A 24,442-nucleotide genomic window follows, 5' to 3' on the forward strand; every position below is an offset into this window, starting at 1 on the left:
TGCAATGAGATCAACGCCGCGACATGGCCGGACGATAGCACCGCGTTTCGCTAATTTCCTTCCAAAGAGGGGCAAAGCCAAGCACGATATGCAAATCCGGAACCGCCTGCCGATTGCATCCTGTGCGCGAACGAGTTGGCGGGCCCTCGCGCCGAGTCCGGCGGCAAGCGTTCCACTCCTGGTACGGCAACAGGTGTCGCCGTGACATCGCGGGATCGACGATCAGTTCTTGTTCGGCCAGATTTCCTGGCTGGCCTCGACGGCCGCAAGGCCCTGCATCGCGTCTCTATTGCCGGTGGCGGCAAGCGCCTCGAAGATGCGTCGCGCTTCCGCGTGGTACTTGAGGTTCATGTAGGCGTAGCCGCGCAGCACCATCAGGTCCTGGCGGCGGGTCGAGATCTGCCCGAGCTGATCGAGAAAAAGGATGGCCTCGCGGTAGCGATTGGCATTGAAGGCGGCAATGGCACGGTCTGCGAGGATCGCCGTCTGCAGCTCGTCGACCCGCCCCCGGCTCTGCGTCGACTTGGTCGCCGACACCGCCGCCTTGTTGGTGAGGCCGGCGCGCAGGTAGGCCAGGCTCTGGCCATAGGCCGCGTCTTCGCGCATCTGCGACGCAGGCGCCTGCAAGGCCACCTCGAATGCTTCGGCGGCCTCCAGCGGCCGGTTGAGGTCCATCAGGCACCAGCCGCGCGCGAGCGCCGCCTGCGGCGCCATGCCGGCGGGATTGATGGTGGTTCGGCAGCCGGCCCCGCTGCGCACCGATTTCTGCACGACGCCGCCCGTGCGCGGCCTCTGAGCGGCAGGTTGCTCGACCACCTCTGTGACGACGGTGGTACGGGCCGTCGGCTGCGGTTGCGTCCGTTGCACCTCGGCCGTCGGAAGCGGCGCGCGGCTGACTTCGTCGAGCTTCTCCTTGACTTCGCCAAGCCGGGCGATGCGTTCGGAACGGCCCGACCACAAACGCTGGACTTCGACGACGCCATCCTTGTCGTTCAGCTGGTCACGGCTGAGCGCGAGGCCATAGGCCGACGGCTCGTCGTCCGGCTTCCAGCGCAGCGCCGTTGCAAACCATTGTGCGGCGGTTGCCGGCTGGTTGAGGGCGCGCGCATACCAGCCGAACTGCTGGGCCGTGGCCGGTTCGCGGGCCTTGGTCGTTTCCTGAGCGATCCGCGCCAGCACGGCGGCATCGAGGGCGACCGGCGGATCGATTGCCAGCAGATTGGCAGTCGCCGCGAAATAGGTCGCAAGGGCATCGGGCGAGCTATCGCGCCACGGGTAGAGTACGGCCTCGGCCTCGAGCGGTGCCTTGCGCGCGATCAGCGTCAGCGCCAGCCCCTGCGCGGCGGAGGCGCTGTCTTCCTTGTCATGGGCACGGCGGAACCATTGCTCGGCGGCGCTCATGTTGTCGCGGCGCAGCTGATACCAGCCGAGCAGCAGGGCGTCGCTTGCCGTGCCACCGGTCTCGGCCAGTTTTTCGACGCGCTGGACGTACTTGGGATCAACCGCAAGCGCTTTGTCTCCGTCACCTTCGGCAACGAAGCGCCGGGCGAGATCGTCACGGATGCTTTCGAACTCCGGCACGCCCTCCGGCGTGGTGCGCTCGAGCGCGAGCAGATCCTGCAGCGTCGCGTAGGACAGCACAGCGGCAGCCTTCTGCACGGTGGCGAGCCGTTCCGGCGCGTTGTCGCAGCTCTTCAGCACATAGAGATAGGCATCGCGGGCCCGGTCCGGCCGCTTGGTCTCGGCAAAGGCCTGCGCCACATGCCAGAGCACATCCACTTCCGAGCAGGTCAGAAGGCTCGGCGTGCTCGCAGCAATCGAAATCACGGTTTCATACTGCTTGAGCTCGGAGGCGTTCACCAGCCGGGCGCGAGCCTCGGCGACGTTGAGGCGCTCGAGCAGGTCCGATGGCGGCTGCCAGGCGGCTTCCTTCGCCTGACGCTCGGCGATCGCCTTGCGCACTTCGGCGTAGCGGCCTTCAGAGTAGAGCCGCCACATGGTTTCGAGCGCGACGTCGTTGTTGCGTGGCACAGCCAGCGGATCGGCGGGCGGGACCCAGTCGGGATAAAGCGAGCGCAGGCGCGAGATTTCCGCCTGCAGCCGTGCGGTATCGCCCTTGGCGGCAAAGTAGCGAAGCGCCGATTCGTCGACGACCGACTGCGGCTTGCTTGTGCTTTGTGCTTCCTCCGACGGCCTGTCGGCCTGGGCCACCTCGGTGAATTGCGGCGGCGCGCCGCGCTGGCCCTGGCCGGCGCTGCCGCCGACGGCGGGCGCCTCCTGGCTCTCGCCAGTCAAGCTGCCGAGTTTCTTGTTGTCCTGGCGCAAGAAGCCGCCATCGGTCAGTCCGGCAACCCCGATCGCCGTAGTCATCACAGCGGCAATGGCAACGATTGAGGACTTCATAGACACTCCGGACGCTTCTCCCTCACGTAAGACAGCCCCAACAGGTGCAGCGTGGAAGGGTAATATTGCGTCGGGCTGAACACCTTGACGCTGTCGGGTATCGGAACCCTGTCCAAGACACAGGCCAGAATATGGTTAACAAATCGATAACCGGGGTCCGTGAGGCTGGTTTGAACGGCCCCCGTAGAGGCGTCGCTGAGGACCAATGCGTCTTTGTCGCCGGCCATTCCCGCCCGCAGCCGCGCCATCAGATCGCGGCCACCCATGTCCGCCCGGGCGAGGTAGAGCGGGATCCGCAAAGCGTTGTAGCCGAACTCGGCGGGAAAGCCCTGGGCTGGCTTCGGCATCGCACGCAGGCTGACCCAGTCGGCCGGCAGTTTTCTCGGGCCTGATTGCAGGGCATTGAGCAAGGCCAGGCCGTCATCCGAGAGCGCCTTCCAGCGCGGCGACGGCGCTACCCGATCAAGTGCGGGAAAAGCCTCGAAGATCCAGTAGGACGGATTGACCACCGGGCCATCCGGGCGATCGGTCGTGCCGAAGCCCGTAACGCCGGGCAACAGCAGCGTTCGCCCGCCATGATCGAGCAGGGTGTTGTCGAGGATGGCCTTGGCGATCCTCGATGCGGCCTGCAGGTAATCCTGCCGCTTCCAGCGTTCACCGGCGAGCACCAGCGCATAGGCGATCAGGATGTCGCCGTCGGTGGCATTGTTGATGTCGATAATGTGCGGCGTTTCGGTGGCACTCCACTTCCACGCCGCCAGCCCATCGTCGCGCAGCAGCAGCTCACGGCGCGTGAACGACCAGATCAGCGCGAAGTCGGCCGGGTTGTCGGCCAGCACGGCGAGAAGCAGGCCATAACCCTGTCCCTCGCTATGGCTGACATTGCCATTGGCGTCGTCGATGATCCGGCCACCGGAATCGAGGAACCGCGCCTTGTACTGGTCCCATTCCCCAGCCTTCACCGAGCCCGCCTGTTCGTCGGCTCCGGCCGCCATCGGCAAAAGGAGCGCAAGCAATCCGGCGAGAAGCGCGGTCCGCCACCTCATTGGCGCCGCCCCAGGCGGGTCAGCATCGAGGATGTTGCCAGCCCCAGAAGCACCGACAGCACGATCAGCAGCAGGGCATAGACCATGATGTTGCTGGACAGCCAGTTGGCAAAGATCAGGCGATAGTTGGTGAGCGACGGCGGCTGCGTCTGGACGAAATCGAATCCGGCGACCGGCGTCGCCTCGATCTTGTCTGTCGCCGGCTCATAGGCCGAGACCCGCCCGGCAAGCTGTTGCCAGCGCGTGACGTCGGCGATCGCCGCCGTGCCCTCACGCAGACGCTTTCCGGTTGGCGCCGTCAGCAGCGTCCAGGTCGCGTCGTCGCTCGGATTGGCGCCTTGCGCAATCACAAGCCCGGCACTTTCCGGCGGAATATAGGCGGCTTGCGCTTCGGGCAGGATACGCAGCGAGCTCAGCGAAATGTCGAACTCCTGCTTCACCCAGGTCTGAAACCCCGTGACCTGGTTGCGCCAGGCGCCGCCGCTCAGGCGCGTGCGCCATTCGTCGATGGCTTTCTGGGTGTCGTCAGGACGGCCGGTGTCCTCCGCATTGCCCCAGGACATCTGCCTGGCGGGGTCGATACCGACCTGTGTCAGCACCGTCTTCGGCAACTGCGGCATGGCGCCGATGAAGATCGCGTTGCGGCTGCCGGCTGCAAGCGGCGATGTGATCACCTCCACCAGCATCGGCCTGCCGCCGGCAACAGCCAGGCGGGCAAGGAAGGTCGCGGCCGCCGACAGCGTGTCCTCGTCGGCACGGTCGAGGAAAAGGGGAACGGCGGCGCTATCACTGCGATAGGGGGCGGCAGCACCGGAAATCGCAGCGATATTCGGCCGGCGACCGATGCGCGCGAAGTCCGGCATTCGCAGTTCGGACGTATCGAAGAGCGCGAAGCGCGGATCGTTGGAGGCCGGCGTTCCCGGCGCGCAGGCCTTGTCCGGCTCGGCGGAGAGCACCGCCTCGATCTCGATCAGGTTCGGACCGGGCTTGAAATGGCGCATCGTTACTTTGATCGGCAGGTGGCGCAGGATGTCGCCTGTGGCCGAGTTCAAAGGGATCGTCGATGCGATGTTGCCGTTGATATAGATGTCGATGTGGCTGCCTGGAAGCACGGCATCCGTATAGGCAGCGTCGAGCAAAAGCGTCGCGTCGCCATAGGCGTCGGCATAGAAATCCGACGGCACGGCTACGGAGAAACGCGTGCGAAAGCGCCGGCCGGTAAATTCGCTGGTTTCCACCCCGAGTTCGGAGAAGCGCAGGCGCGCATTCGTCACGACCAGCGGCGTCTCCGGCAACTGCCAACGCCCGGTGGCGATGACGTCGCGCGGCACGTTGCTCGGGCGGTCCATCGGCTGCGTGATCCCCTCGATCGCCTCCTGAACGGCGGACCAGTCTGGACCGCTGATCACCAGCACCGACGACTTCGTCTTGCCGTCGCGCACGAACATGGCGACAGGGCCGCTCGACGCACCTTCCGGCAGTCGCTCGAGGAACGGCGCCACTTCCTCCGCGGTGCCGACGAGCGCAGTCATCTGCCCGGGTTTCGCGAGTTCAGGCATGGTCTCGCTGAGGGCGAATTCCTGGGCGGGCATCTGGCCGCGCAACGCCATGCCTTGCGCAAGCCGCATCAGAGTTGCCGTTCGGCTCGGCTGCTGGAGGCCGGGTACGACCAGGTTGAACTGCGTCCGGCCGCGCGCATCGAGCCCGACCGCGCGTACGTCGTCGAGACTGGAAAGCGTCGCGCTGTCGCCGGAGGAAAACCGGATGAAGGCCGATTCCGGTGCGATCTCAGTCCACAGTTCATAGGTCGATTCGACCGTGCAGTCCGTGCGGTGGCGTTGGCGAACCTTGACGCGAATATCGTTGGATCCGGCGCGCAGCAACCCGGGCTTCAGGTCGTAGCTCAGCGGCGTGGCGGCCTCCGCCGAGCCGATCGGCTTCTCGCCGGCCAGTTCGCCATTGACGAAGATCGAAAGCGTCGACGCTTCCGGCGCAACGACGATCGCGTTCTGATAGGCGAAATTAAGCGAGGCGGCAGATTGCGCCTGCGCCGGCGTCAGATAGACGGACCAGGTGCGTTCATCGACCTCGCCGGTCAGCGACAGTGCGCTGAACGGGATGATGAAGCGCTTGAAGTCGTCCGGCGGCTTGAGCGTGACGATGGGCTCTGCCGGCCCGGCGTTGCTTCCGGTGTCTGCCGGCGGCTGCAGGATCGGAGCATCCGCCGGGCGCTCGCCGGACATGTCGAAAGGCGACGGCTGCGCCGACACGCCGGTTGCAAGGCTCGCAAGCAAGAGGGCTGGGAGAACGAGGCGCCTGAGCATCAAGCGCCCTCCTTCTGCGCCTCGGAGCCACGCAGGCTGCGAAGGAAGTAGATCATGCCGCGGCTCGTCTGATAGAGCGCCAGCCAGAGGAACCAGAACGTTCCGCGCACCAGTCCCGGATTACCGCGCCGGGCGCTTTGAAACTCGCTCCATTGCCGCGAATTGGCAAAGATCAGGTCGGCGACCAGGCTGTGATGGCGGGCGACCTGCGGCAGGTAGCGGCAGCCCATGATGGTGATATCGCCGGCAACCTCCTTGTTGCGGATCGCGACAGGCAGCGTCTCGGCCACGCCGCTGCCGCTGTAGGGCTCGAAGCGGATCCCGCCCTCGGTGTCGGTCGGCAGCGTCGATGCGTCGATGCCGTAGACCTGGACGCGCGCGCCGTGCGCCGAGACATCCTCGATCGTTGCCGGATACCATTTGTCGGCGACCCCGAACTCGCAGCGGCGGCTGACCTTGACGCGCCGGGAGGCTGCCCGCTCGCCGCGCTCCGACACGACGCCGAGCACGCAGCCGGCCATGATCAGGTTCAAGAGGTTCCAGCCGCCGACGACGAGCGTCACGTCTGCCTTGTACGGCTCGGTGTAGACCCGGTAGACCGTCATGAGCAGGGCGACGAAAAGCACCGCGAAGATGACGAAGAACGGCCGGGCAATCTCGGAGAGCCGGCTTTCCAGGATCGATTCATCCTTTGCCGTCACCTTGAAGGTCGGCCGGCTCGGCCGCAGCAGCACCGAGATGACCGCCGGCAGCAGATGCACCGTCTGGGCGAACTCGTAGAGTTCAGAGATCCAGGGCCAGCGGAACGAGCCGTAGAGATAGTTCTGCATCATCAGGTTCACGACCATGTAGGCCAGCGTATAGGCGAGGAACTCGCCGCCAGACGCCGTGAAGATCTCAAGGTCGAAGAACAGATAGAAGAGCGGCGCAAAAAGGAAAATCGTCCGCGGGATCGGAAACAGCCAGAACAGCGTCGACGACATGTAGCAAAGCCGTTGCGGGATCGACAGTCCGCCCTTGAACAGCGGAAAGCGGAATATGAGGATCTGCATCATCCCTTGCGCCCAGCGGCTGCGCTGGCCGATGAAGCTGGCGAAGGTCGCCGGTTGCAGGCCGGCGATCAGCGGGCGGTCGACATAGATGCTGTTCCAGCCGCGTCCGTGCAGCGCCAATGCCGTTTCGCAATCCTCGGTGATGCTCATGCCGCTGAAGCCCTCGGTATCCTCCAGCGCCTTGCGGCGGAGAACGGCGGCCGAGCCGCAGAAGAAGGCGGCATTCCACTTGTCGAGACCGCGCTGGATGATGCCGTAGAACATCTCGTTCTCGCTCGGCATTTTCTCGAAAGTGCGCAGGTTGCGCTCAAGCGGATCCGGATTGAGGAAGAAGTGCGGCGTCTGCACCAGGAACAGCTTCGGGTCCTGCTCGAAATAGCCGACGGTCTCTAAAAGGAAGTCGCGCGCCGGCGCGTGGTCGGCATCGAAGACCGCAATCAACTCGCCGTCGGAGTGCAGCATGCCGTTGTTGAGGTTGCCGGCCTTGGCGTGCTCGTTGCGCTCGCGCGTGAGGTAGCGCACGCCGAGATCGTCGCAAAGCGCCTGCAGTTCGGCATTGCGGGCGGATGCGCGCTGCGCTTCGACAAGGTTTGCCGAGTTGCGCTTCTGCAGGGTGCCGCCGTCGTCGAGCAGCCACACCGTCAGCTTGTCGGCCGGATAATCCATCGCCTTGGCGGCGGCAAGCGTATTGGCGAGCAGGCCTGCGTCCTCGTTGTAGGATGGCACGAAGACATCGACCTTCGGAAACTTGCCGGGAGAGATCGAACTCGCCTTTCGCGGCGGCAACGGCATCGCCACTACGAACAGGCTGAGCGACAACATCATCACGCTGTACATTTCAGCAAGGTAGAGCAGGAAGCCCGGGATGAAGTTTTCAAGCTGGTTGAGCGGCGGCAGCGTGCTTGTCGTGCGCCAATAGACATAACGCAGCACGATCGCCGTACCGAAGGCGAGCGCGATCAGCCGCCAGCGGCCGCCGGCATTGGCAAGCTTGAGCACGGCCATGAAGGTAACGATGAGAACGCTGACGATGAGCTGCGTCTGGAGGTTCACCGGCAGCGTGATGACCGCCATCACACAAAGCGAGAAAAACGCCCAAGCGGCAACCGATCCGATCCTGCTCATACATTTGCCTTCCAGCGTTCGGCATCATGCCACTGGTATTGCCCGACCCATATTCGACCGAGTCTCCCCTACCGACACCAGCCCATAACAAAGGATGGTTAGCGGTCGATTAAGGGCAGGCTCCTCCGGTCTGCTGCCCTGCGCACGCGGGAGCCGGCACGATCACGTTCGGCAAGGTTTTCGCCGTGGTTTCCGCCTGCGCCTGCGGCATTGAGACGGTCCCGTCCGGCTGCGGAACCGGGATCGACGTCACCGCGGCGGGCGCAACGACCTGCTGTTCGACGCGTGCCGGAACGCTGCTGACTTCACGCCGTGCCACGGGCTGCACCTGGCGCCGCGGAACCGCCACCGGAGCGCTCGTGGTCACCGCCTCTTCCTGGCGGTAGATCGGGCTGCCGGTTCGGCCGAGACCCGCCTCCAGCGGCGGCGGCGCGCCATAGGGGTTCCAGGCAGGATCGCCGAAGGTGCCGGTGATCGTGTAGCCGTAGACCGGGGCCAAAAGCTCGGTCTCGCTGGCGCCTGCCGCGCAATAGCGCAGCCGCACCTGGATCGTGCCGTAGCCCTTGAGCGGCGAGCGATGGTTCTCCGCCTGGCGGATCTGCTGCCAGGCAAAGATGCAGGCGTCGTTCGCCCGGCCCTGACCGAAGGCATAGCCGAACGGCCCGTAATTGTTCTGCAGGAAGTAAGGGTTGAGCGACAGCGAAACGCCGGGCAGCGCCCGGCGCGCCTCAGCCATCATTTTGTTGTCGCGCACAGCGGCATAGTTCGAGCGGGACTGTTGGTCGAACTTGGCGTTCATCGGGCCGAAGAACTTGGCCCGCAGCAGGTTCTGACCTGGGGTCGCCGCCGAGGTGTAAAGATAGATATCCTGCTCGATCGCGTTGGTGCTGCGCCGTTCGACGACGTTCAGAACCGCAGGCCCGCCGGGCGGCGGCAGGATCAACGCGTTTTCCGAGGGAACCATGATGCTGCCGGTCGGCGTGCCGACGTCCTGGCGCGTGTTGCAGCCCGACAGCACGGTCGCGGCCACCAGCGACACCGCAGCCACGCGCCAGCCGTTCGCAGGGCGCAGCCGTCTCTCCGACGTGCCGAATCTCCGACTCAGATATCGTTGCATCATGGCTGAGCATTAGTTGATTCACCCCATTTCGCAAACCCGCGAAGAATGGGGGCAGAGATGCGACCGGGCGACGACGCACGGCTTTGTCCCCTCAAAATCGATTGTTTCAGGGCGGGCCGGCGCGCTTCGGCGGCGCCGCGACCAGTCGCCTCAAACCGCTTCTCTGGGACGGGCAAGATCGTTGACACCCTCGTCATCCGGGGCCTGCCCGTAGCTCATGCGGCGCATCTGCGCGATGACGCGCTCCATCTCGTCGTCGGGCAGAACCGGCGGCTCGCCAAGCGTCAGCGCCTGAACATACATGCGCGACAGGGTCTCAATCTCGATCGCCAGCCACAGGGCGGACTCGAGCGTCCTGCCGAGCGAGATCTGGCCGTGCTGGCCAAGCAGGCAGGCCGTACGGTCCTTGAGCGCCACAAGCGCATTGTCGGACAATGCCTGCGTGCCGAAGGTCGCATATTCTGCACAGCGGATCGTCGTGCCGCCGGCAATGCCGGTCATGTAGTGAAAACTCGGGATGGTCTTGTGGTGGCAGGCAAGCGTGGTCGCATAGACCGAATGGCAGTGCAGTACGACGTTGATATCCGTGCGTTCCCTCAGGATATCGCGGTGGAAACGCCATTCCGACGACGGACGAAGACCGACATAGGTACCGTCGAAATCCATCTCGACCAGATCCTCAGGCTGCATCGTCTCATAGGGCAGCGACGACGGCGTGATCAGGAAACCGGTCTCGGTACGAACAGAAATGTTGCCCGCAGTCCCCTGGTTGATACCGTTCGAATTCATGCGGCGGCAGATGTCCACCATCTCGCGGCGGAGCGACAGAATGTCGGCCTTGCTCATCGATATGTCCTTTCGAAGTCGCGACTGAAACCATTGTTGCGCCCAGCCCGGGCGCGGGCTCGCCATTGCGACGCATAGACGGCGACAGCAGGCGAGAGGTGAGACACGTCGCCGGGATCGGCGAGCGAAAGCGGCGCCGGGCGCCGGCGCCGGCCCTCGCTTGCAAGCAGTGCGGCGCCGGAGGCCACGCCATAGGCATCGAGATTGAAACGCACACGCCGGTTCGGCATCAGTGCGGCGACGAGGCGGGCATAGAGCGGGTCGCGCAGGAAGCTTCCGTCGAGTACGACCAGCGGCCCCGGCCCCAGCGCCTCCACGCACTCCGCCGTTAGAAGCGCGCAATAGAGCAACGCCAGCGCCTTGCGTTCGATCGGCGTTTCCGGCGGTGGCCCGCTGATGCGACCGCGACCGGCACTTCCCGGAAAGAGGCCGTCATCGTCGCCGAACGACGGCAGAGCCATGCTGCGTCTGGCGATCAAGCAGAGAACGACGTCGTCAGGCACCGCGGCGTTCGGCGGTTCGCAGCCCGCCACATGGGAGAACTCGCGGCCACCCATCGTGAGCACGCCGCCGAGCGGGCGCCCGAAGACGTCGCTGTTCAGCGTCATGCCGCGGTGTTCGTCGAGCCGGTCGAGGGCCGTGCGGCCGGAAAAGCCGACGATCCAGGTTCCGGTCGAAACGACGATGAAATCGTTGAGCCCGCCGGCGTGATAACGATAGTGGTTGAGGCTGCTGTCGTGGCCGCCCGTAAGCACGCGCAAGCCTTCCGGCAACCCGTGGCGCCGGACAAGCTCGGGACGAGCGGAGCCGAGGACCTGCCAGGCATCGGCGAAATCCGGCATCAGGCTCCGCCAGCCGCGTGTCCCGACAATGGGCGCGAAGCGGCGTTCGGCGACATTCCAGAGATGCGATTGCGCGCCGAGCAAGCTCGCCTCGGATGCAGCAACGCCCGACAGCCGCCACGCCCAATATTGCGGCAGGCCGAGATACCAGCACGCGGCGGCGACGGCATCGGGCGCATGCTCCTGCATCCAGTAGAGTTGGCGCGCCTGATGGGTGGCGCTGTGCATCGTCGCGCTGCCGCGGTCGAAAAACGAGCCGGATAGCGGCGCGTAGCCGAGCTGGATTTTCTCCGGCACCGGCTGCTCGTAATCGATCATCGGTAGAGCCGCGCCAGCGGCCATATCCGGGTCATCGCCGACGAGTACGCCGCCGGACCCGTGACCGGCGGCGACGAAGGTTTGCAGCGGATGGCGGCGACCAAGATCTGCGAGACTGGCGAAGACCCATTCGCCAAGGCTTTCGAGATCGTGATGCCGCCAGGGCGGGCCCGGCAGCACTGGGTTGGCGACGCTCAGCGTTTCCACGACGAAACCGTCTGATGTGACCGCGTTCAGCTTCACATTGGTCTTGCCGACGTCAAGGACGGCGACCGTCCCCGTGTCCGCATCCGCTGAAACTGCCATACCGAGACCCTCCGTCCTGATAGAGGCGGCCCTTAATGCGCGCGCGCCTAGATCAATCCGTATTGCCGGGCCTTGTTCCTAAGGAACGGCAGGCCGTTGCCCATCACTTCCTCTTCGTCCCTGGCGACCGGCCGCCAGACCGCAAGGCCATAGGCCACTTCCGGCGGCATGTTGATGAAGCTTTCCATCGCCAGTCCACCCTTGAAACCGATCGCAGCCAGCGTCGCGAAGATCTCGTCCCAGGCGCAGTTGCCATAGCCGGGCGTGCCGCGGTCGCTTTCGGACAGGTGGATGTATTTGATGAAGTCGCGTGCATCGAGGATGCCGGTGCCGATGCCCTTTTCCTCGATGTTCATGTGGTAGGTATCGAGATGCACGAAGACGTTGTCGGCGCCCACCCGCTTGATCATGTCGACCGCTTGCCAACCGGTGTTGATCAGGTGGTTCTCGTAGCGGTTGACCGCCTCGACGCCAAGTTCGATGCCACGGGTTTTGGCGTGCTTGGCGGCGGCCTGCAGCACACGGGCGATGTTGTCGTACTCGGCTTCAGTCGGCGGCACGCCGGTGCGCTCGCCGATGCCGCCGTAGATGACGCCGGACAGCGCCTCGCCGCCGAGATCGGCCGTCTTGTCGATCGCCACCTTCAGATGCTCGATCGCGGCATCGGGTCGGACGGATGCCCAGGCGCGCTCCGGCAGGCCGAGCGAGCAGACCGCGCGCAGCTTGTTTTTCTCCAGCAGCGCCTTGGTATGGGCAGTATCAACCGCCGGCGGATTGAGCATCGGGATCTCGATGAAGTCGACGGCGTATTTCACCGCCGCCGCAACGGCGCGCTCCGCACCGGGGCGATCCCAATTCATGGTCCACATGCTCGTATGGACGCCAAAACCCTGCATGGTCATGTTTCCTTTCTGACAAATGAAATCTTGAATTTCGTCGCGACGAAGCGCAGCACCATGACGCCGGCGAGCAGCAAACCCCAGACGGCGGTCGCCAGATGCTGGTTGGCGCCGACGAGGTTGAGACCCGAAGAGAGAAGCTGCAGCACCACCAGCGCGACAAAGACAGGGATTACCCGACCGAAGCCGCCGAACGGATTGACGCCACCCAAGAAGCAGGCGAGCACCGTGATCAGCAGGTAGCTTTCACCGTGGCCGATGCGCACGGAATTGAAGCGCGCCAGCATGATGATGCCGGCAATCGCGCACATGGCGCCGGAGAGCGCATAGACGAGCACGATCACCTTGCGGGTGTTGATGCCGGAATAGCGGGTCGCCTCGAGGTTGGAGCCGATCATGTACGTGTTGAAGCCGAGCTTCGTGCGGGTCAGCAGCACGTTCCAAGCGAGCACGCAGACGATAAAGACGATCAGCGGGATCGGCACGCCGAGAAACGAGCCGTGACCGAGCGGACCGAGGAAGGCCGGAAAGCCGGATACGTCGCCGCCGCGCGTCAGGAACTCGCCGAGGCCGCGCAGGAAGATCATCATCGACAACGAAACGAGGATCGGATGCGCGCGGGTAAAGGCGATCACCAGTCCCATGATCACGCCGCTCGCCGCCCCAACGAGAATGGCGAGCACCGAACCGAGCAGGAAAGCGCCGGGGCCGGCCTCCACCCCGCCATTGGCCTGCAACACCCAGGCGAGCGTCAGCCCGGCGATGTTGGCCGTGAAGGTGATCGCGAGATTGAGCCCGCCCGTCAGGATCGGCAGCAACATCGCGAGCGTCAGAAGGCCGAGCTCCGGCAGCTGGAAGGCGACCGAACCGAAGGTGGCCGCGCTGAGGAACTGCGGCGAGGCGATGCCGAACACCAACACCACGGCGAGAAACGCCAGCCCCGGCCCGGCTATTTCCGGACCGATGAGGGTCTTCACGCGTTCGACGATCGCACTCATCGTCCGGCTCCTTTCTGGCTGACGAAGGGCAGAAGTCTTTCGATGCGGGTGTTGGAGAGCGTGATCGCCCCGAGGATGATGGCGCCGATGATCATCTTGAAAGCGAAGGGCGAGACGCCCATCAGGTTGAGGCCGTTCTGGGTGATCGAGATCAGGAGCACGCCGAGCACGCAGCCGAGCACCGAGCCCTTGCCGCCGCCAAGCCGCGCGCCGCCAAGGACGACCGCCGCAAGCACGTCGAGTTCGCGACCATAGAGCGCGTTCGGCACCACCTCCTGCGCATAGTGCGCCTGGATGAGCCCACCGATGCCGGCCATCAGACCGAGCCAGCCGAAGGCGATGAACTGCATGGCGCCGATGTTGATGCCGAAGCGGCGCGCGCCTTCCGGATTGTCGCCGAACGCATAGAGCTGGCGGCCGGTCGTGGTGCGGGTGATCAGCACCCAGGTGGCGATGACGCAGAGCACCATCACCAGCACGGGAAGCGTGATCTCGATCCAGGTTCCGTCCGGCATCTCGTGTTCGAACAGGATGACGCGGTCCGTCAGCCAATCCGGCAGGTCGTAGATCGACACGCCCTTGGTGAAAAACATCAGGAGGCCGAAGTAGATGTTGAAGGTCGAGATCGTCGCGACGATCGAGATGACGCGGAAGCGGTGGATCAGGAAGGCGTTGATGGCGCCGAGTAGGATGCCGAGCGAGCCGGCAATCAAAAGGCCTGAGATCCAACCTCCGCCGCCAATCCAACCAAGAGCAATGGCCGTACCGTATTGCACGACCGAGGCGGCAACAGCGAAGGAGATATCGATGCCACCGGCGATCAGCACGACGAGCAGCCCGACGGCGAAGATGATGTTGACCGAGCTGATGTTCAGCAGGTCAAAGGCGTTGCCGAGCGAGAAGAAGTTGGCGGTCGAGACCGACAGCACGGCGCTGATCGCGATGATGACGGCAAGCAGCGACACTTCCGTCGCGTGGGTGCGGACGAAGCTACGCATAGACCGCTCCTTCGATCTCGGCGAGCGAAGCGCTGCGCGGATCATAGCTGCCGACGATGCGGCCTTGCGCCATGTGCAGCACACGGTCGGCGTTGAAATAGACCTCCGGCACCTCATCGGAGATCAGAATGATCGCAAGGCCGGTCTCGGCAAGCCGCGCGACGATGTCGAAGATGCCAGCACGCGCACCAACGTCGACGCCGACAGTCGGGGCGTCGAGGATCAGGAGCTTCGGATCGGTCGCCAGCCACTTGGCGATCGCCACACGCTGCTGGTTGCCGCCGGAAAGCGTCGAGATCGCATCCTGCTGCAGCCCGATCTTGACGCCGAGATCGGCGATCCAGCGCGCGACAAGACTGCGCTTGCGATCCTCGGAGAGCAGTCCGCCTGAAAGGATCTTGTCGAGCGAACTAATCACGAGATTGTCGGCGATCGACTGCGGTTGGATGAGGCCAAGCGTCAGCCGGTCCTCGGAGAGATAGGCGACGCCCGCCGCAATCGCATCGCGGTTGGACGAAAAGCGGACCGGCTTGCCTTCAAGCGCAATGGTACCGGATGCCGGCTTCAGCATGCCGAAAAGCGTCAGCGCCAGTTCGGTGCGCCCGGCGCCGAGCAGGCCGGTAATCCCAAGTGTTTCGCCGCGCCTGACCGAGAGCGAGATATCCTCGAATTGCCCGGGGCGGGACAGGCCCTTCACATCGAGCACGACGGGCTGACCGTCGCGGAATTTCGCGCGCACCTGCTGGTCGAAGGTCTTGCCGGTCATCAGTTCGGTGATGCGCGACTGGGTCATGCCGGCGGCGGGGTAGACGCCCACCAGCGCACCATCGCGCAAGACCGTGATGCGGCTCGAAATCTCCAACACCTCGGCGAGCCGATGGCTGACGAAAACGACGGCGACGCCGGAGCCGGAGAGCCCGCGAACGATATCGAGCAGATGGTCGGTTTCCGATTGCGTCAGCGACGCGGTCGGCTCGTCCATGAAGACGAGCCTCGCTTCACCCACAAGCGCCCGGGCGATCGCCACGATCTGGCGCTGGGCAATCGCATATTCCTTGAGCGGCAGGTCGACGTCGAGCGCCACGCCAAGACGGGCGAGCGCATCGGTCGCGATCTGGCGCATTCGGCCATAATCGACCAGTTTCGGCCAGCGGCCGAGCACCGTCTGGAAGGCGATGTTTTCGGCGACGCTCATTTCGGGAAACAGCGCCAGGTCCTGCCAGATCACCTGGATGCCGCGATCCTGCGCGGTCACCGGTGACATGTGGAAATAGGTTTCGCCATCGAACTCGATCGAGGCGCCATCGGCGGGGCGGTAAACGCCGGTGATGATCTTGATCAGCGTGCTCTTGCCGCAACCGTTTTCGCCGGCAAGGCAATGAACCTCGCCCGGTCGGACGTCGAAGCTCACATTCTTGAGCGCACGAACCCCACCAAACGTCATATTGATATCGCGCAGGGCCAGAAGCGGCTTCTCGCTTCCTCCCGCGGTCGCAAGCTGGTGCATGGACTGCCCCTAAATCACGTTAAGTCCGAGCAAGATGCGGGCAGAAACCGCAAACACCTTTCCTCATCCGGCTCCGGTACGGTTGAGGGACTTGCCAGGCCGGCCGAAGCCGGCCCAGCAGCCGGGAGAACCCTTGAGGATCAGAGACCCATGGCCGCGAGATCCGCGACCGTGTCCTTGTTGATCGGCACGAGCTGATCGACGATGATGTTGCGGTTTTCGAAGTCCGGCTTGACCTTGCCGAGACCTTCGATCTCGTCACCGTCCTTGACCTCCTCGCCCTTCATCAGCTTGTCGGCAAGCGTGACGAAGACTTCGCCGGCCTGCTTCGGATTCCACATGAAGCCGCCGGAGATCGCGTCGGACTTCACCAGCTTCTGGCCTTGGCCGGGAGAGAAGGGACCGAGCACGAAGATCTCGCCGACCTTGCGGCGCTCTTCGACGGCGCGGCCGGCGCCGATCGGCCCCTGGCTGCCGAAGGCAAGGAAGCCTTTCAGGTTCGGATGGGCAGAGATCAGGTCGAGTGCAGTCGACCGGCTCTTGTCGACGTCTTCGGCAACACCGTAGCGATCGCCGACCAGCGTCATGTCCGGATGGTTCTTCTTGATGTAGGCGATTGCCGCATCGGCCCAGGCATTGTGCAGCGGCACGGTCAGCGAGCCGACGAAGACGGCATATTCGCCCTTGCCGCCCATCTTCTCGGCCAGCAGCTTGCCATGCGCCTCACCGAAACCGGTCGAGGATGCGAGCTCGAAGTCCCAGTCGGCACCCTTCTGGCCCGGGGATTCGTGGGTGATGACGATGATGCCCTTTTCCTTGGCCTTGGTCAGCACCGGCTCAAGCACCTTGGCGTCGTTCGGCACCACGCCGATGACCTTCACGCCTTGGGCGATGAGATCCTCGATGGCGCGCACCTGCAGCGCCGGGTCGGCGCTGGTCGGGCCGACCATGAAGGCGTCGATACCGAGCTTCTGGCCGCGTTCCTTGATGCCGGCTTCCATGGCGTTGAACCACGGAATGCCGCCGATCTTGACGACGACGCCGACCTTACCGGCATCCTGCGCAAAGGCGGTCGCCGAACTCGCAAGCGCCAGCGATGTCGCCAGGGCGGCGACGAGAATTTTCCTGATCATGTTCTCTCCTCCACTCGTTCCCATAGGGGGAACGCGCCCGGTCGCCTCAGCGCCGGCCTCCAGTTTCAAATCATCACTGGCGAAGTGTTCCTCGCCTCCCTGAAACGCCGCCTCCTCAGACGACACCATGTGCACAATCGATATTTCTTGTTTGCACAATCGATGGTGCAAGAACTATTGTGCAGACTTAATCTTTCGTCAAGGGGAAATCGGCACTAAAACCACCAGGGGGAGAAACCGTTGGCCAGCAGCAGCAAGAAGAAAGCGACGATCTACGACCTGTCGGTGTTGTCAGGAAGCTCGCCTTCAACCGTAAGTGCGGTCCTGAACGGCACCTGGCAGAAGCGCCGGATCAAGGAGAGCACGGCGGAACTGATCCGCAACCTCGCCGAGACGCACCAATATACGGCCAATCGCCAGGCGCGCGGACTGCGCAGTTCGCGCTCCGGCCTGATCGGGCTGCTCCTGCCGATCCATGACAACCGCTACTTCTCGTCGATGGCGCAGACCTTCGAGGCGCATGTCCGAAGCAAGGGGCAATGCCCGATCGTCGTCAGTGCCAGCCGCGATCCGGAGGAAGAGCGCAAGACCGCCGAAACGCTGATCTCCTATTCGATCGACGAGCTGTTCATCTGCGGCGCGACCGACCCCGACGGCGTGCACGAGGTCTGCGAGGCGGCCGGCCTCAAACACATCAACATCGACCTGCCCGGCACCAAGGTGCCCTCCGTCATCAGCGACAACTACGAGGGCGGGCGAATGCTGACGGAGGCGATCATCCGCCACTTCCAGGCATCAGGCCCGCTTGCGCCGCACGATCTCTACCTTTTCGGCGGCCGCAACGACCATGCCAGCCGCGAGCGCATCCGCGGCTTCCGTGCCGTCAAAAGCGAACTGCTCGGCGCCGATCCGGACGAATGCATCCAGCCGACGGGCTATGCGCCGAACAATGCCCGCCTCGCCTTCGAGGCCTTCTACGAAAAGCACGGCAAGCTGCCGCGTGGTCTCTTCGTCAACTCGTCGATCAACTTCGAGGGGCTGCTGCGTTTCATGGCAGGGCATCCGCACGAAAACTTCGCCGACCTCGTGGTCGGCTGCTACGATTACGATCCCTTCGCGTCCTTCCTGCCCTTCCCCGTCATCATGATCCGCCAGGACGTCGAGGGCATGATCACCAAGGCCTTCGACGTCATCGAGGAAGCCCGGCCGCAGCCGCGCATTCACCTGATCCAGCCCGAACTGGTGCAGCCGCGCACGGCACTGACCGGCCCGCTCGACGCCTTGAAAGACATCGAATAGCCCCGGCGACCAACGTTTCCGCGGAAACTGCGGTTTCATACAGAAAAATCATCTGTACATTCCATTAGAAACAGCGTATTCATTGGAAATGGATGACGTTGACAGAAAAATCGTTGAAATTCTTGCTGACGATGCGAGGCGATCGCTGACCGATATCGGTGCTGCGGTGGAGTTGTCGCCGTCGGCCGTCAACGAACGCATTCGCCGGCTCGTCGCCAATGGCGTGATCCGAAATTTCACCGTCGAGGTCGATCATCGCGCGCTCGGCCTCGACGTACTCGCCTTCGTCTGGGTCGGCCTTGCGCCGGACGCGGACGAGGAAGCGTTCCGCAGCTTCATGGCCGGTCACCCTGCCGTAGCGGAATGCCACCATGTCACCGGCGCCTGGTCCTATTGCGTCAAGGTCCGGATGCCATCGCTCGGCGACCTCGAGCCGTTCCTTGCCGAAATGAAGCAACGGCGATTCCTGGCGCGAAGCGAAACGGTGATCGCGCTGTCGACCGTGCGGGAAAGCCTGGCAACGACCGCGCCGCGCGCCTGACCGGACGCGCAAACTGCTGCAACATTTTTTGTTTGCCGGGCATGTACCGTCCTCGAAGCGAACGGCGCAACCATGCCCCGGCCGGAGCCCTATGCCATGTCCACATTGTTGTTTGGAAAAAGCCTCCTCGTCGGCCTCGCGGTCGCAGCCCCTCTAGGCCCGATCGGGGCGCTCTGCATCAACCGCACGCTGGAGCGCGGCTTCTGGGCGGGCGTGGCCGGCGGCCTCGGAACAGCCGCCGCCGATGCCACCTATGCGGCACTGGCTGCGATCGGCTTCGCGGCCTCCGCAGCGGTCCTTGCCATCATCGCCACGCCGCTTAGCTTGGCCGGCGGACTGTTCATGATCTGGCTCGGGTGGAGCGGATTGCGGCCAAGGGCGGTGACGGCAGCCGCCGATGTCGGCGGACGCGATCTCATTCGCACGACCATCGCCACCTTTTTCCTGACGATGACGAGCCCGGCGACGATCCTCTCCTTTGCCGCGATCTTCGCCGGCCTCGGCCTTGCCGAAGCGGGCGACGCGCTCAGCGCTGCCGTCGTGGTCATGGGCGTCTTCCTGGGATCGCTCGGCTGGTGGTTTTTCCTAAGCGGCGGCGTTGCGATCGCCCGGACGCGACTGCCCGACAGCTTCGTCGTCTGGGTATCGCGCATTTCGGGGCTGGTTCTGATCGCTTTCGGCATCATTGCCATCGGAGCCGCCGTGAAGGGGCTGCTCTAGCCCCTGTCGACGCTGCCTCTACCGGCTGCGTCAATCACTTTCGACCCCTGCTCGTCAGGTCGTGGGCTTCACCGCCTCCACGTGCCACCACTTGGGTCGGGCAGTGCGATAGCTGTGGCTCTTCGGGATCAGATCGACGGCACTCGTCTTGTCGAAGACGCCGAGCAGAAGGGCAACCACCGGCGCATCGTCGATCGCACCGAGACTGCTGCCGCAGGCCGGGCAGAAGGCGCGGCTGGAATAGTCCGAGGAGCGATAGACCGATGGCGCGCCGCCCGGTCCGGTCCAGGTTACGGCTTCGCTCGGGAATTCGACCCACGCCAGGGTCAAGGCGCCCGAATGGCGCTGGCACATCTTGCACGAACACGTATGCGGCTTTCCGGCCGTCCCCAGCGCCTCAAACCGGATTGCTCCGCAGAGGCATCCGCCCGTGTGCGGCTTAAGCCTCTTGGCAATGGCCCGCGTCATACTTACTTCCAGTTGTGGTTCGAATCGGCGCCAGTATAAACAACCGCGACAAAATTGGAGGCATCCATGCGTGCAATTCGGGTGATATCTGCCCCTTTTGGTTGTCGGCGGCATCGCAGGCGAGGCGATGACTGAGTGTGCGCCCGTCTGCAGCCGGGCCAACGCCGAAGGGCCGGATCGTCTCCGGCGCCTTCGAGATGGACTTCACGAAGATCCCGTAATCGCGGCAGCTTACATGCCGGTACCGGCTCAGTAGAACCAGGCGCCGATGTCGCGAAACGCGCGTTTGCTCTGATCGCGCCTGTTGCCGTCCCGCGCCGCCGGGTCGTCGCCGATCGGCAGACTGAAGCCGAAAGGCTCGGCCGGCACGCCGCCGCGATCGCACCAATAGGCATCGAGGTCGGCCCTCATCATGCGGCGCCGCTTCAAGCGGCGGCGGTTGATGACGTGCTTGTCGTTCGAGACCGCAAAGACGTGGCCCGCGTGGCCTTCCGTCACCAGGCCATTGAGGACGAGCAGCGCCGCATCCTTCGGCCGGAGCCCGCCGAGATCGCGAGTTGCCGTGATCAGAGATCGCTTGGCCTCTTCGCCCTTCGGCCCCTGCATCCCGCCGATGGCGAGACTATAGGTGTCGCCTTCGCAACGCACGAAGATGAAGCCGACAGTGCAGAGCGCATAGCCATCGCTCTGCCGGCGCAGCCGGATCGCAAATGCCCCCTCATGGCGGGCGCCGCCATGGTCGGCCAGTTGCAGCTGGATGCGATAGTTCTCGCTGCGGCCGGAAACCGTGCCCATTTCCAGCGTGCTGCCGCGCCAAAGGGCCATCAGTGAACGTCGCGACAGGACCTCGCTTGCGACATCGAAGTGATTGAGCAGCAGGTCGAGCCTTGCTGTCGACGACGCGCCGTGCAGGAAGAATGTCGGGATCGACTTGCGCACGAGATCATCGTGCGGCAGACCCAGCCGGTAGCGTTCGGCGAATTCGCCTAGAAAGCCGATCCAGCGCGATGTCAGGAACGGATGGCGCGCAAACCGCATGGAAAATACGACGGCGCGCTTCAAGCTCACCCTCAGGCCGAGCTTGAGCACATGGCTGGTGATCGACGTCTCTCCCGAGCCTTCACCGACGACGGGCGCAGAAACCGGCCGGCCCGAAGGCGTCAGCTGTTCGCCGACGAATGCCTTGCCATCGACCGGCAACCGCAGATCCGCGCTGTATTCCTGACTGAATTCCAGGGACATGGTGCTATCCTTGAGAGCAAACGCTGTTGGCCGAAGGACTCGGCCGAGCTCAGGTTTGCCCGGGCACTGTCAAGGATTTGCGGAGAACCGGTGGGCAATTGCGCGCCGATTCTAAGCGGGCGCGACGGCGGCGAAGCCGCCGATGTTCCGATCGGGAAAAGCGGAAAATTGCTTGGCGCAACGGCTGTTGCGCCAATCGTTCACAGGACGATTTCCCGCGGCAGGACGAGCGTGATCACGGCGCCGCCGCCGGCACGCGCGGAAAATTCCAGCCGTCCGCCATGCGCCTTGGCGATCGCCTGGACGACGGAAAGCCCAAGGCCCGTGCCGCCCGTCGCGCGCGACCGCGAGGCGTCGCCGCGCCAGAACAGGTCGATCGAATGGATCGAAACGTCGTCCGGAAGACCGGGACCACGGTCCAGCATCCGGATAAAAGCCTCGTCGGCACCCCGCCGCCCGGTCTCGCAGCGCAGGACACGGCCGTCTGCGGCGTAGCGTGTAGCGTTTTCGATCAGCGCCAGCAGCGCCTGGCGCAGACGCTGCGAATCGCCGGAGACCCGCACCGGCTCAAGCGCGACCTCCACCGACATGCCAACAGAGCCAAGCAGGGTGTTTGACGCACCAAGCACCTGGGTCGCCTCCACGGCGAGGTCCACCGTCTGACGCTGGGTGACCAGCTTCTGGCCGGCGGCGAGCGAAAGCGTACGCAGATCTTCAACCAGGGCGGAAAGCCCCTCCACCTGCAGCAGCAACTGCCGCACCCTTTCCGGCTCGAGAGGAAAAACACCGTCGGCCATTCCCTGAAGGTTGCCCTGCAGGATCGTCAGCGGCGTACGCAGTTCGTGCGCCACCGCCATCGTATTGAAGCGCAGCCGGTTCTCCATGTTTTCCAGTTCGGCTGCCAACTCATCGAAGGTCTTCACGAGCGTCGCCACCTCCTTGGCACCCTTGCGAAACGATCCGACGCGCACCGCGAAGTCACCCGTCCTGAGGTCCTGCGTCGCCTGCGCCAGCACTTCCAGTGGCCGGCTGATCTTGCGCGCCAGCCAGTAGCCCACGAGCCCGCAGAAAGTGACTGCCGTCGCTCCGAAACCGAGGATGATCTTGTCCACCTCCCAGTTCGCCCAGTCTTCGAGTTCCGGCATCGTCGAAAGTAGCTTTTGCAGCGACTCCTGGCGCGGCAACTTGCCGGCATTGATGTCCTTGTAAGCCTGGGCCGCCTCCGCAGGCATCCGCTCCAGCAGTCTCGCCTCCAGCCGCGGCTCCATAAATTCGACGCCGGCATAGATGATGAACACGCTGATGATGAGCAGCGCGATCGTCACGAGCGCGGTGAGAATGCCGAGCGGCAGGCGCGAGAGACCGATCTTCATCTGGGCTCCACGAAACGGTAGCCGACGCCGCGCACGGCACTGAAGAAGCCGCAGGCACCGAGATCTTCCAGCTTGCGCCTGAGATTGGCGATATGGGTATCGACCGTGCGGGCGAGCGCATCGCTGTCCGGCAGGCAGGCGTCGAGGATATCGGCGCGATCGAAGGCATGCGTCGGGCGGCGGATCATGTGGGCAAGGATGCGGAATTCGCTGAGCGTCAGCGGCACCGACTGGCGATTGCCGGCCTTTTCGACGAAGGCGACATGGGCATCGAGATCGACCTCGACACTCTCGAAGCGAAGCACGGTGGCGCCGGCGCCGTTGCGGGTACGGCGCAGCACCGCGTTGACGCGCGCCACCACCTCCTGCGGGTTGAACGGCTTGATCACGTAGTCATCCGCGCCGAGCCTCAGCCCGGTCAGCCGGTCGAGATCTTCTGCCAGTGCCGTGACCATGATAACCGGCGTGTTCCCCTCGCGGCGAAGGCGGGCGAGAACCTCGAACCCATCGAGCTTCGGCATGCGAACGTCCAGCAGCACCAGGTCCGGCGACAGCACCGCATGGTGGGTCAGCGCCGTCTCGCCGTCGGCGGCACGCACCGTCCGGAAACCGTCGCGCACGAGATAGGCATCTAGGATCTGCGCAATCTCCGGCTCGTCCTCCGCCAGAAGGATGAGACCCTTATCGACCATGAACTAACTCCCTGGGTCTGATGTTGTGATCAGCAGCTTATGTGACGAATAAGCCCGCGTTGCAATTCGTCCGCGCGGCCCAATGGTCGCTTGATCGGCCCTCCGGATAGAGCTCCGAACAAATCTTCGCCGTTTCTTGACAATTGGCGGCGGACGCGCCGTACAACCGACAAAACGGGCCTCTCCCCGCGGCCGAAATGCGGGGCAGAGTGCCGGAGACCTCCTTCCCGCATGTCGGTCGCGCTCGACCAGAAGCTGTATCAGCCAACCGTTCGGTCTTGCGCATCAAGCGCTCCCAGTTCCTCGACGCAGCCTTGACAGAGCGGCGCAAGTGTCCGGCCCACACACAGACAACTTGCGAGCGACCGCATGCCCAGCCATTATTCATCCACGGCGACCTCTTCAGACAGCGGCCGATGGCCGCGCGCCAATCCTCGTCTCTGGCCGGGGCAGGCGCGCGCGCGCCTGGAACACCAGCCAATCGCGGCCGCCGGCGCACTGACCATTTGCGCGGCCTTCGTCTTCATGGCCTTTCCCGGCATCGATCTTGCCGTCTCGCGCTGGGCCGCCTTCGCCACCGGCGACTTTCCGCTCTCGCGGGAGCCGGAGCTGCGGGCCCTTCGCGACTTCAACCGTATCTTGCCGGTTTTCATTCTGCCTTGCGTTCTGGCGCTTCTGGTTGCGCAGGCCATCGCACCCCGCCCATGGCTGCCCCGCCCGCACAAGGCACTGTTCTTCCTGACCTTCTTTGCGCTCGGGCCGGGGCTCCTTATTCAGGCGCTGAAGCGGCTGATCGGACGGGCGCGCCCCCATGAGATCACCGATTTCGGCGGCAGCCTGCCGTTTACGCCGGCCTGGCAAGTGTCCGGCGCCTGCTCGCGCAGTTGCTCTTTTGCGTCGGGCGAATCCGCCACCGCGATCGCGCTCGTGGCGCTCGCACTGCTGTTACCGGTTCAATGGCGACGGGCGACAATCATCGCCCTCGTCCCCCTTGTCCTCGCCTTCTCGCTGAACCGGATCGTGTTCGGCGCGCATTACTTGTCCGATGTCGTTCTGGCGTGGTGCCTGATGCTGTGGCTGATGGCGTGGCTGTGGTCCGTCTTTGCCGACAACGGCGAACGGATCGATGCCGCCGTGATGCGCCTTTCGCGCCGAAGCGCGCCATAGAGCGCCCGAGAAACCGGTATCGC

Annotated in this window: 20 protein-coding genes; 4 read left to right on the forward strand and 16 right to left on the reverse strand. The window is 64.3% G+C overall.

Going from position 1 to position 24,442, the window contains the following annotated elements; all coding sequences use genetic code 11:
- Positions 1-222 precede the first annotated feature (222 nt).
- From IB272_RS30295 to IB272_RS30350, 12 genes are all read right to left on the reverse strand, one after another.
- Positions 223-2,403: a cellulose synthase gene (locus tag IB272_RS30295; RefSeq protein WP_192445653.1), complete on the reverse strand. Its 2,181-nt coding sequence runs from the start codon at positions 2,401-2,403 to the stop codon at positions 223-225.
- The gene (locus tag IB272_RS30300; RefSeq protein WP_246810482.1) at positions 2,400-3,398 is read right to left on the reverse strand and encodes a glycosyl hydrolase family 8; all 999 of its coding nucleotides are present in this window, start codon (positions 3,396-3,398) and stop codon (positions 2,400-2,402) included. Before IB272_RS30300 ends, IB272_RS30295 begins: the two co-directional genes overlap by 4 nt.
- Before the next feature lie 47 nt (positions 3,399-3,445).
- Positions 3,446-5,773, reverse strand: coding sequence for a cellulose biosynthesis cyclic di-GMP-binding regulatory protein BcsB (locus IB272_RS30305; RefSeq protein ID WP_089043685.1), 2,328 nt, complete (start codon positions 5,771-5,773; stop codon positions 3,446-3,448).
- Positions 5,773-7,950, reverse strand: a complete 2,178-nt coding sequence (gene bcsA / locus IB272_RS30310; protein ID WP_034789955.1) for a UDP-forming cellulose synthase catalytic subunit — start codon at positions 7,948-7,950, stop codon at positions 5,773-5,775. The genes IB272_RS30305 and bcsA overlap by 1 nt, the downstream gene beginning before the upstream one ends.
- Positions 7,951-8,059: 109 nt before the next feature.
- On the reverse strand, positions 8,060-8,998 hold the full coding sequence (gene bcsN / locus IB272_RS30315) for a cellulose biosynthesis protein BcsN (RefSeq protein WP_063894939.1): 939 nt from the start codon (positions 8,996-8,998) through the stop codon (positions 8,060-8,062).
- A gap of 222 nt (positions 8,999-9,220) precedes the next feature.
- Positions 9,221-9,916 carry a class II aldolase/adducin family protein gene (locus IB272_RS30320; protein ID WP_060529113.1) on the reverse strand — a complete coding sequence of 232 codons (696 nt, stop codon included), beginning with the start codon at positions 9,914-9,916 and terminating at the stop codon, positions 9,221-9,223.
- On the reverse strand, positions 9,913-11,382 hold the full coding sequence (locus IB272_RS30325) for an FGGY family carbohydrate kinase (RefSeq protein ID WP_112975370.1): 1,470 nt from the start codon (positions 11,380-11,382) through the stop codon (positions 9,913-9,915). The genes IB272_RS30320 and IB272_RS30325 overlap by 4 nt, the downstream gene beginning before the upstream one ends.
- Positions 11,383-11,429: 47 nt before the next feature.
- On the reverse strand, positions 11,430-12,278 hold the full coding sequence (locus IB272_RS30330) for a sugar phosphate isomerase/epimerase (protein ID WP_034789974.1): 849 nt from the start codon (positions 12,276-12,278) through the stop codon (positions 11,430-11,432).
- 2 nt (positions 12,279-12,280) lie between these two features.
- Entirely contained in the window at positions 12,281-13,279 is a 999-nt protein-coding gene (locus tag IB272_RS30335) for an ABC transporter permease (RefSeq protein ID WP_060643947.1), read from the reverse strand.
- A complete protein-coding gene (locus tag IB272_RS30340) occupies positions 13,276-14,277 on the reverse strand; it encodes an ABC transporter permease (RefSeq protein WP_134887680.1) in 1,002 nt (333 codons plus the stop codon). The genes IB272_RS30335 and IB272_RS30340 overlap by 4 nt, the downstream gene beginning before the upstream one ends.
- Entirely contained in the window at positions 14,270-15,784 is a 1,515-nt protein-coding gene (locus IB272_RS30345) for a sugar ABC transporter ATP-binding protein (protein ID WP_192445655.1), read from the reverse strand. The genes IB272_RS30340 and IB272_RS30345 overlap by 8 nt, the downstream gene beginning before the upstream one ends.
- 140 nt (positions 15,785-15,924) lie before the next feature.
- Positions 15,925-16,917 carry an autoinducer 2 ABC transporter substrate-binding protein gene (locus IB272_RS30350; protein WP_090299213.1) on the reverse strand — a complete coding sequence of 331 codons (993 nt, stop codon included), beginning with the start codon at positions 16,915-16,917 and terminating at the stop codon, positions 15,925-15,927.
- Positions 16,918-17,157: 240 nt separating this feature from the next.
- On the opposite strand from IB272_RS30350, the gene IB272_RS30355 reads away from it, so the two are divergent.
- The 3 genes from IB272_RS30355 (at position 17,158) to IB272_RS30365 (ending at position 19,477) form a co-directional block, all read left to right on the forward strand.
- Positions 17,158-18,216: a LacI family DNA-binding transcriptional regulator gene (locus IB272_RS30355; protein ID WP_034789995.1), complete on the forward strand. Its 1,059-nt coding sequence runs from the start codon at positions 17,158-17,160 to the stop codon at positions 18,214-18,216.
- Between the two features lie 88 nt (positions 18,217-18,304).
- Positions 18,305-18,757, forward strand: a complete 453-nt coding sequence (locus IB272_RS30360; protein WP_089043682.1) for an Lrp/AsnC family transcriptional regulator — start codon at positions 18,305-18,307, stop codon at positions 18,755-18,757.
- A gap of 96 nt (positions 18,758-18,853) precedes the next feature.
- Positions 18,854-19,477, forward strand: a complete 624-nt coding sequence (locus tag IB272_RS30365) for a LysE family transporter (protein WP_113135512.1) — start codon at positions 18,854-18,856, stop codon at positions 19,475-19,477.
- A gap of 54 nt (positions 19,478-19,531) precedes the next feature.
- Here the strand turns inward: IB272_RS30365 and IB272_RS30370 are convergent, their stop codons facing one another.
- The 4 genes from IB272_RS30370 to IB272_RS30385 all read right to left on the reverse strand — a co-directional run bounded on the left by IB272_RS30370 (position 19,532) and on the right by IB272_RS30385 (position 23,252).
- Positions 19,532-19,945: a GFA family protein gene (locus tag IB272_RS30370; RefSeq protein WP_113135511.1), complete on the reverse strand. Its 414-nt coding sequence runs from the start codon at positions 19,943-19,945 to the stop codon at positions 19,532-19,534.
- Between the two features lie 249 nt (positions 19,946-20,194).
- Positions 20,195-21,187, reverse strand: a complete 993-nt coding sequence (locus IB272_RS30375) for a DUF535 family protein (protein WP_089043680.1) — start codon at positions 21,185-21,187, stop codon at positions 20,195-20,197.
- 200 nt (positions 21,188-21,387) lie between these two features.
- Positions 21,388-22,560, reverse strand: a complete 1,173-nt coding sequence (locus IB272_RS30380) for an ATP-binding protein (protein WP_060585783.1) — start codon at positions 22,558-22,560, stop codon at positions 21,388-21,390.
- Positions 22,557-23,252: a response regulator gene (locus IB272_RS30385; RefSeq protein ID WP_034790028.1), complete on the reverse strand. Its 696-nt coding sequence runs from the start codon at positions 23,250-23,252 to the stop codon at positions 22,557-22,559. The genes IB272_RS30380 and IB272_RS30385 overlap by 4 nt, the downstream gene beginning before the upstream one ends.
- A gap of 369 nt (positions 23,253-23,621) precedes the next feature.
- Here IB272_RS30385 and IB272_RS30390 point away from each other — a divergent pair, with 369 nt between their 5' ends.
- On the forward strand, positions 23,622-24,419 hold the full coding sequence (locus tag IB272_RS30390; RefSeq protein ID WP_060585781.1) for a phosphatase PAP2 family protein: 798 nt from the start codon (positions 23,622-23,624) through the stop codon (positions 24,417-24,419).
- The last annotated feature ends 23 nt before the right edge of the window (positions 24,420-24,442 follow it).

The organism is Ensifer sp. ENS08 (assembly GCF_014852195.1).
Classification (GTDB): Bacteria; Pseudomonadota; Alphaproteobacteria; order Rhizobiales; family Rhizobiaceae; genus Ensifer; species Ensifer adhaerens.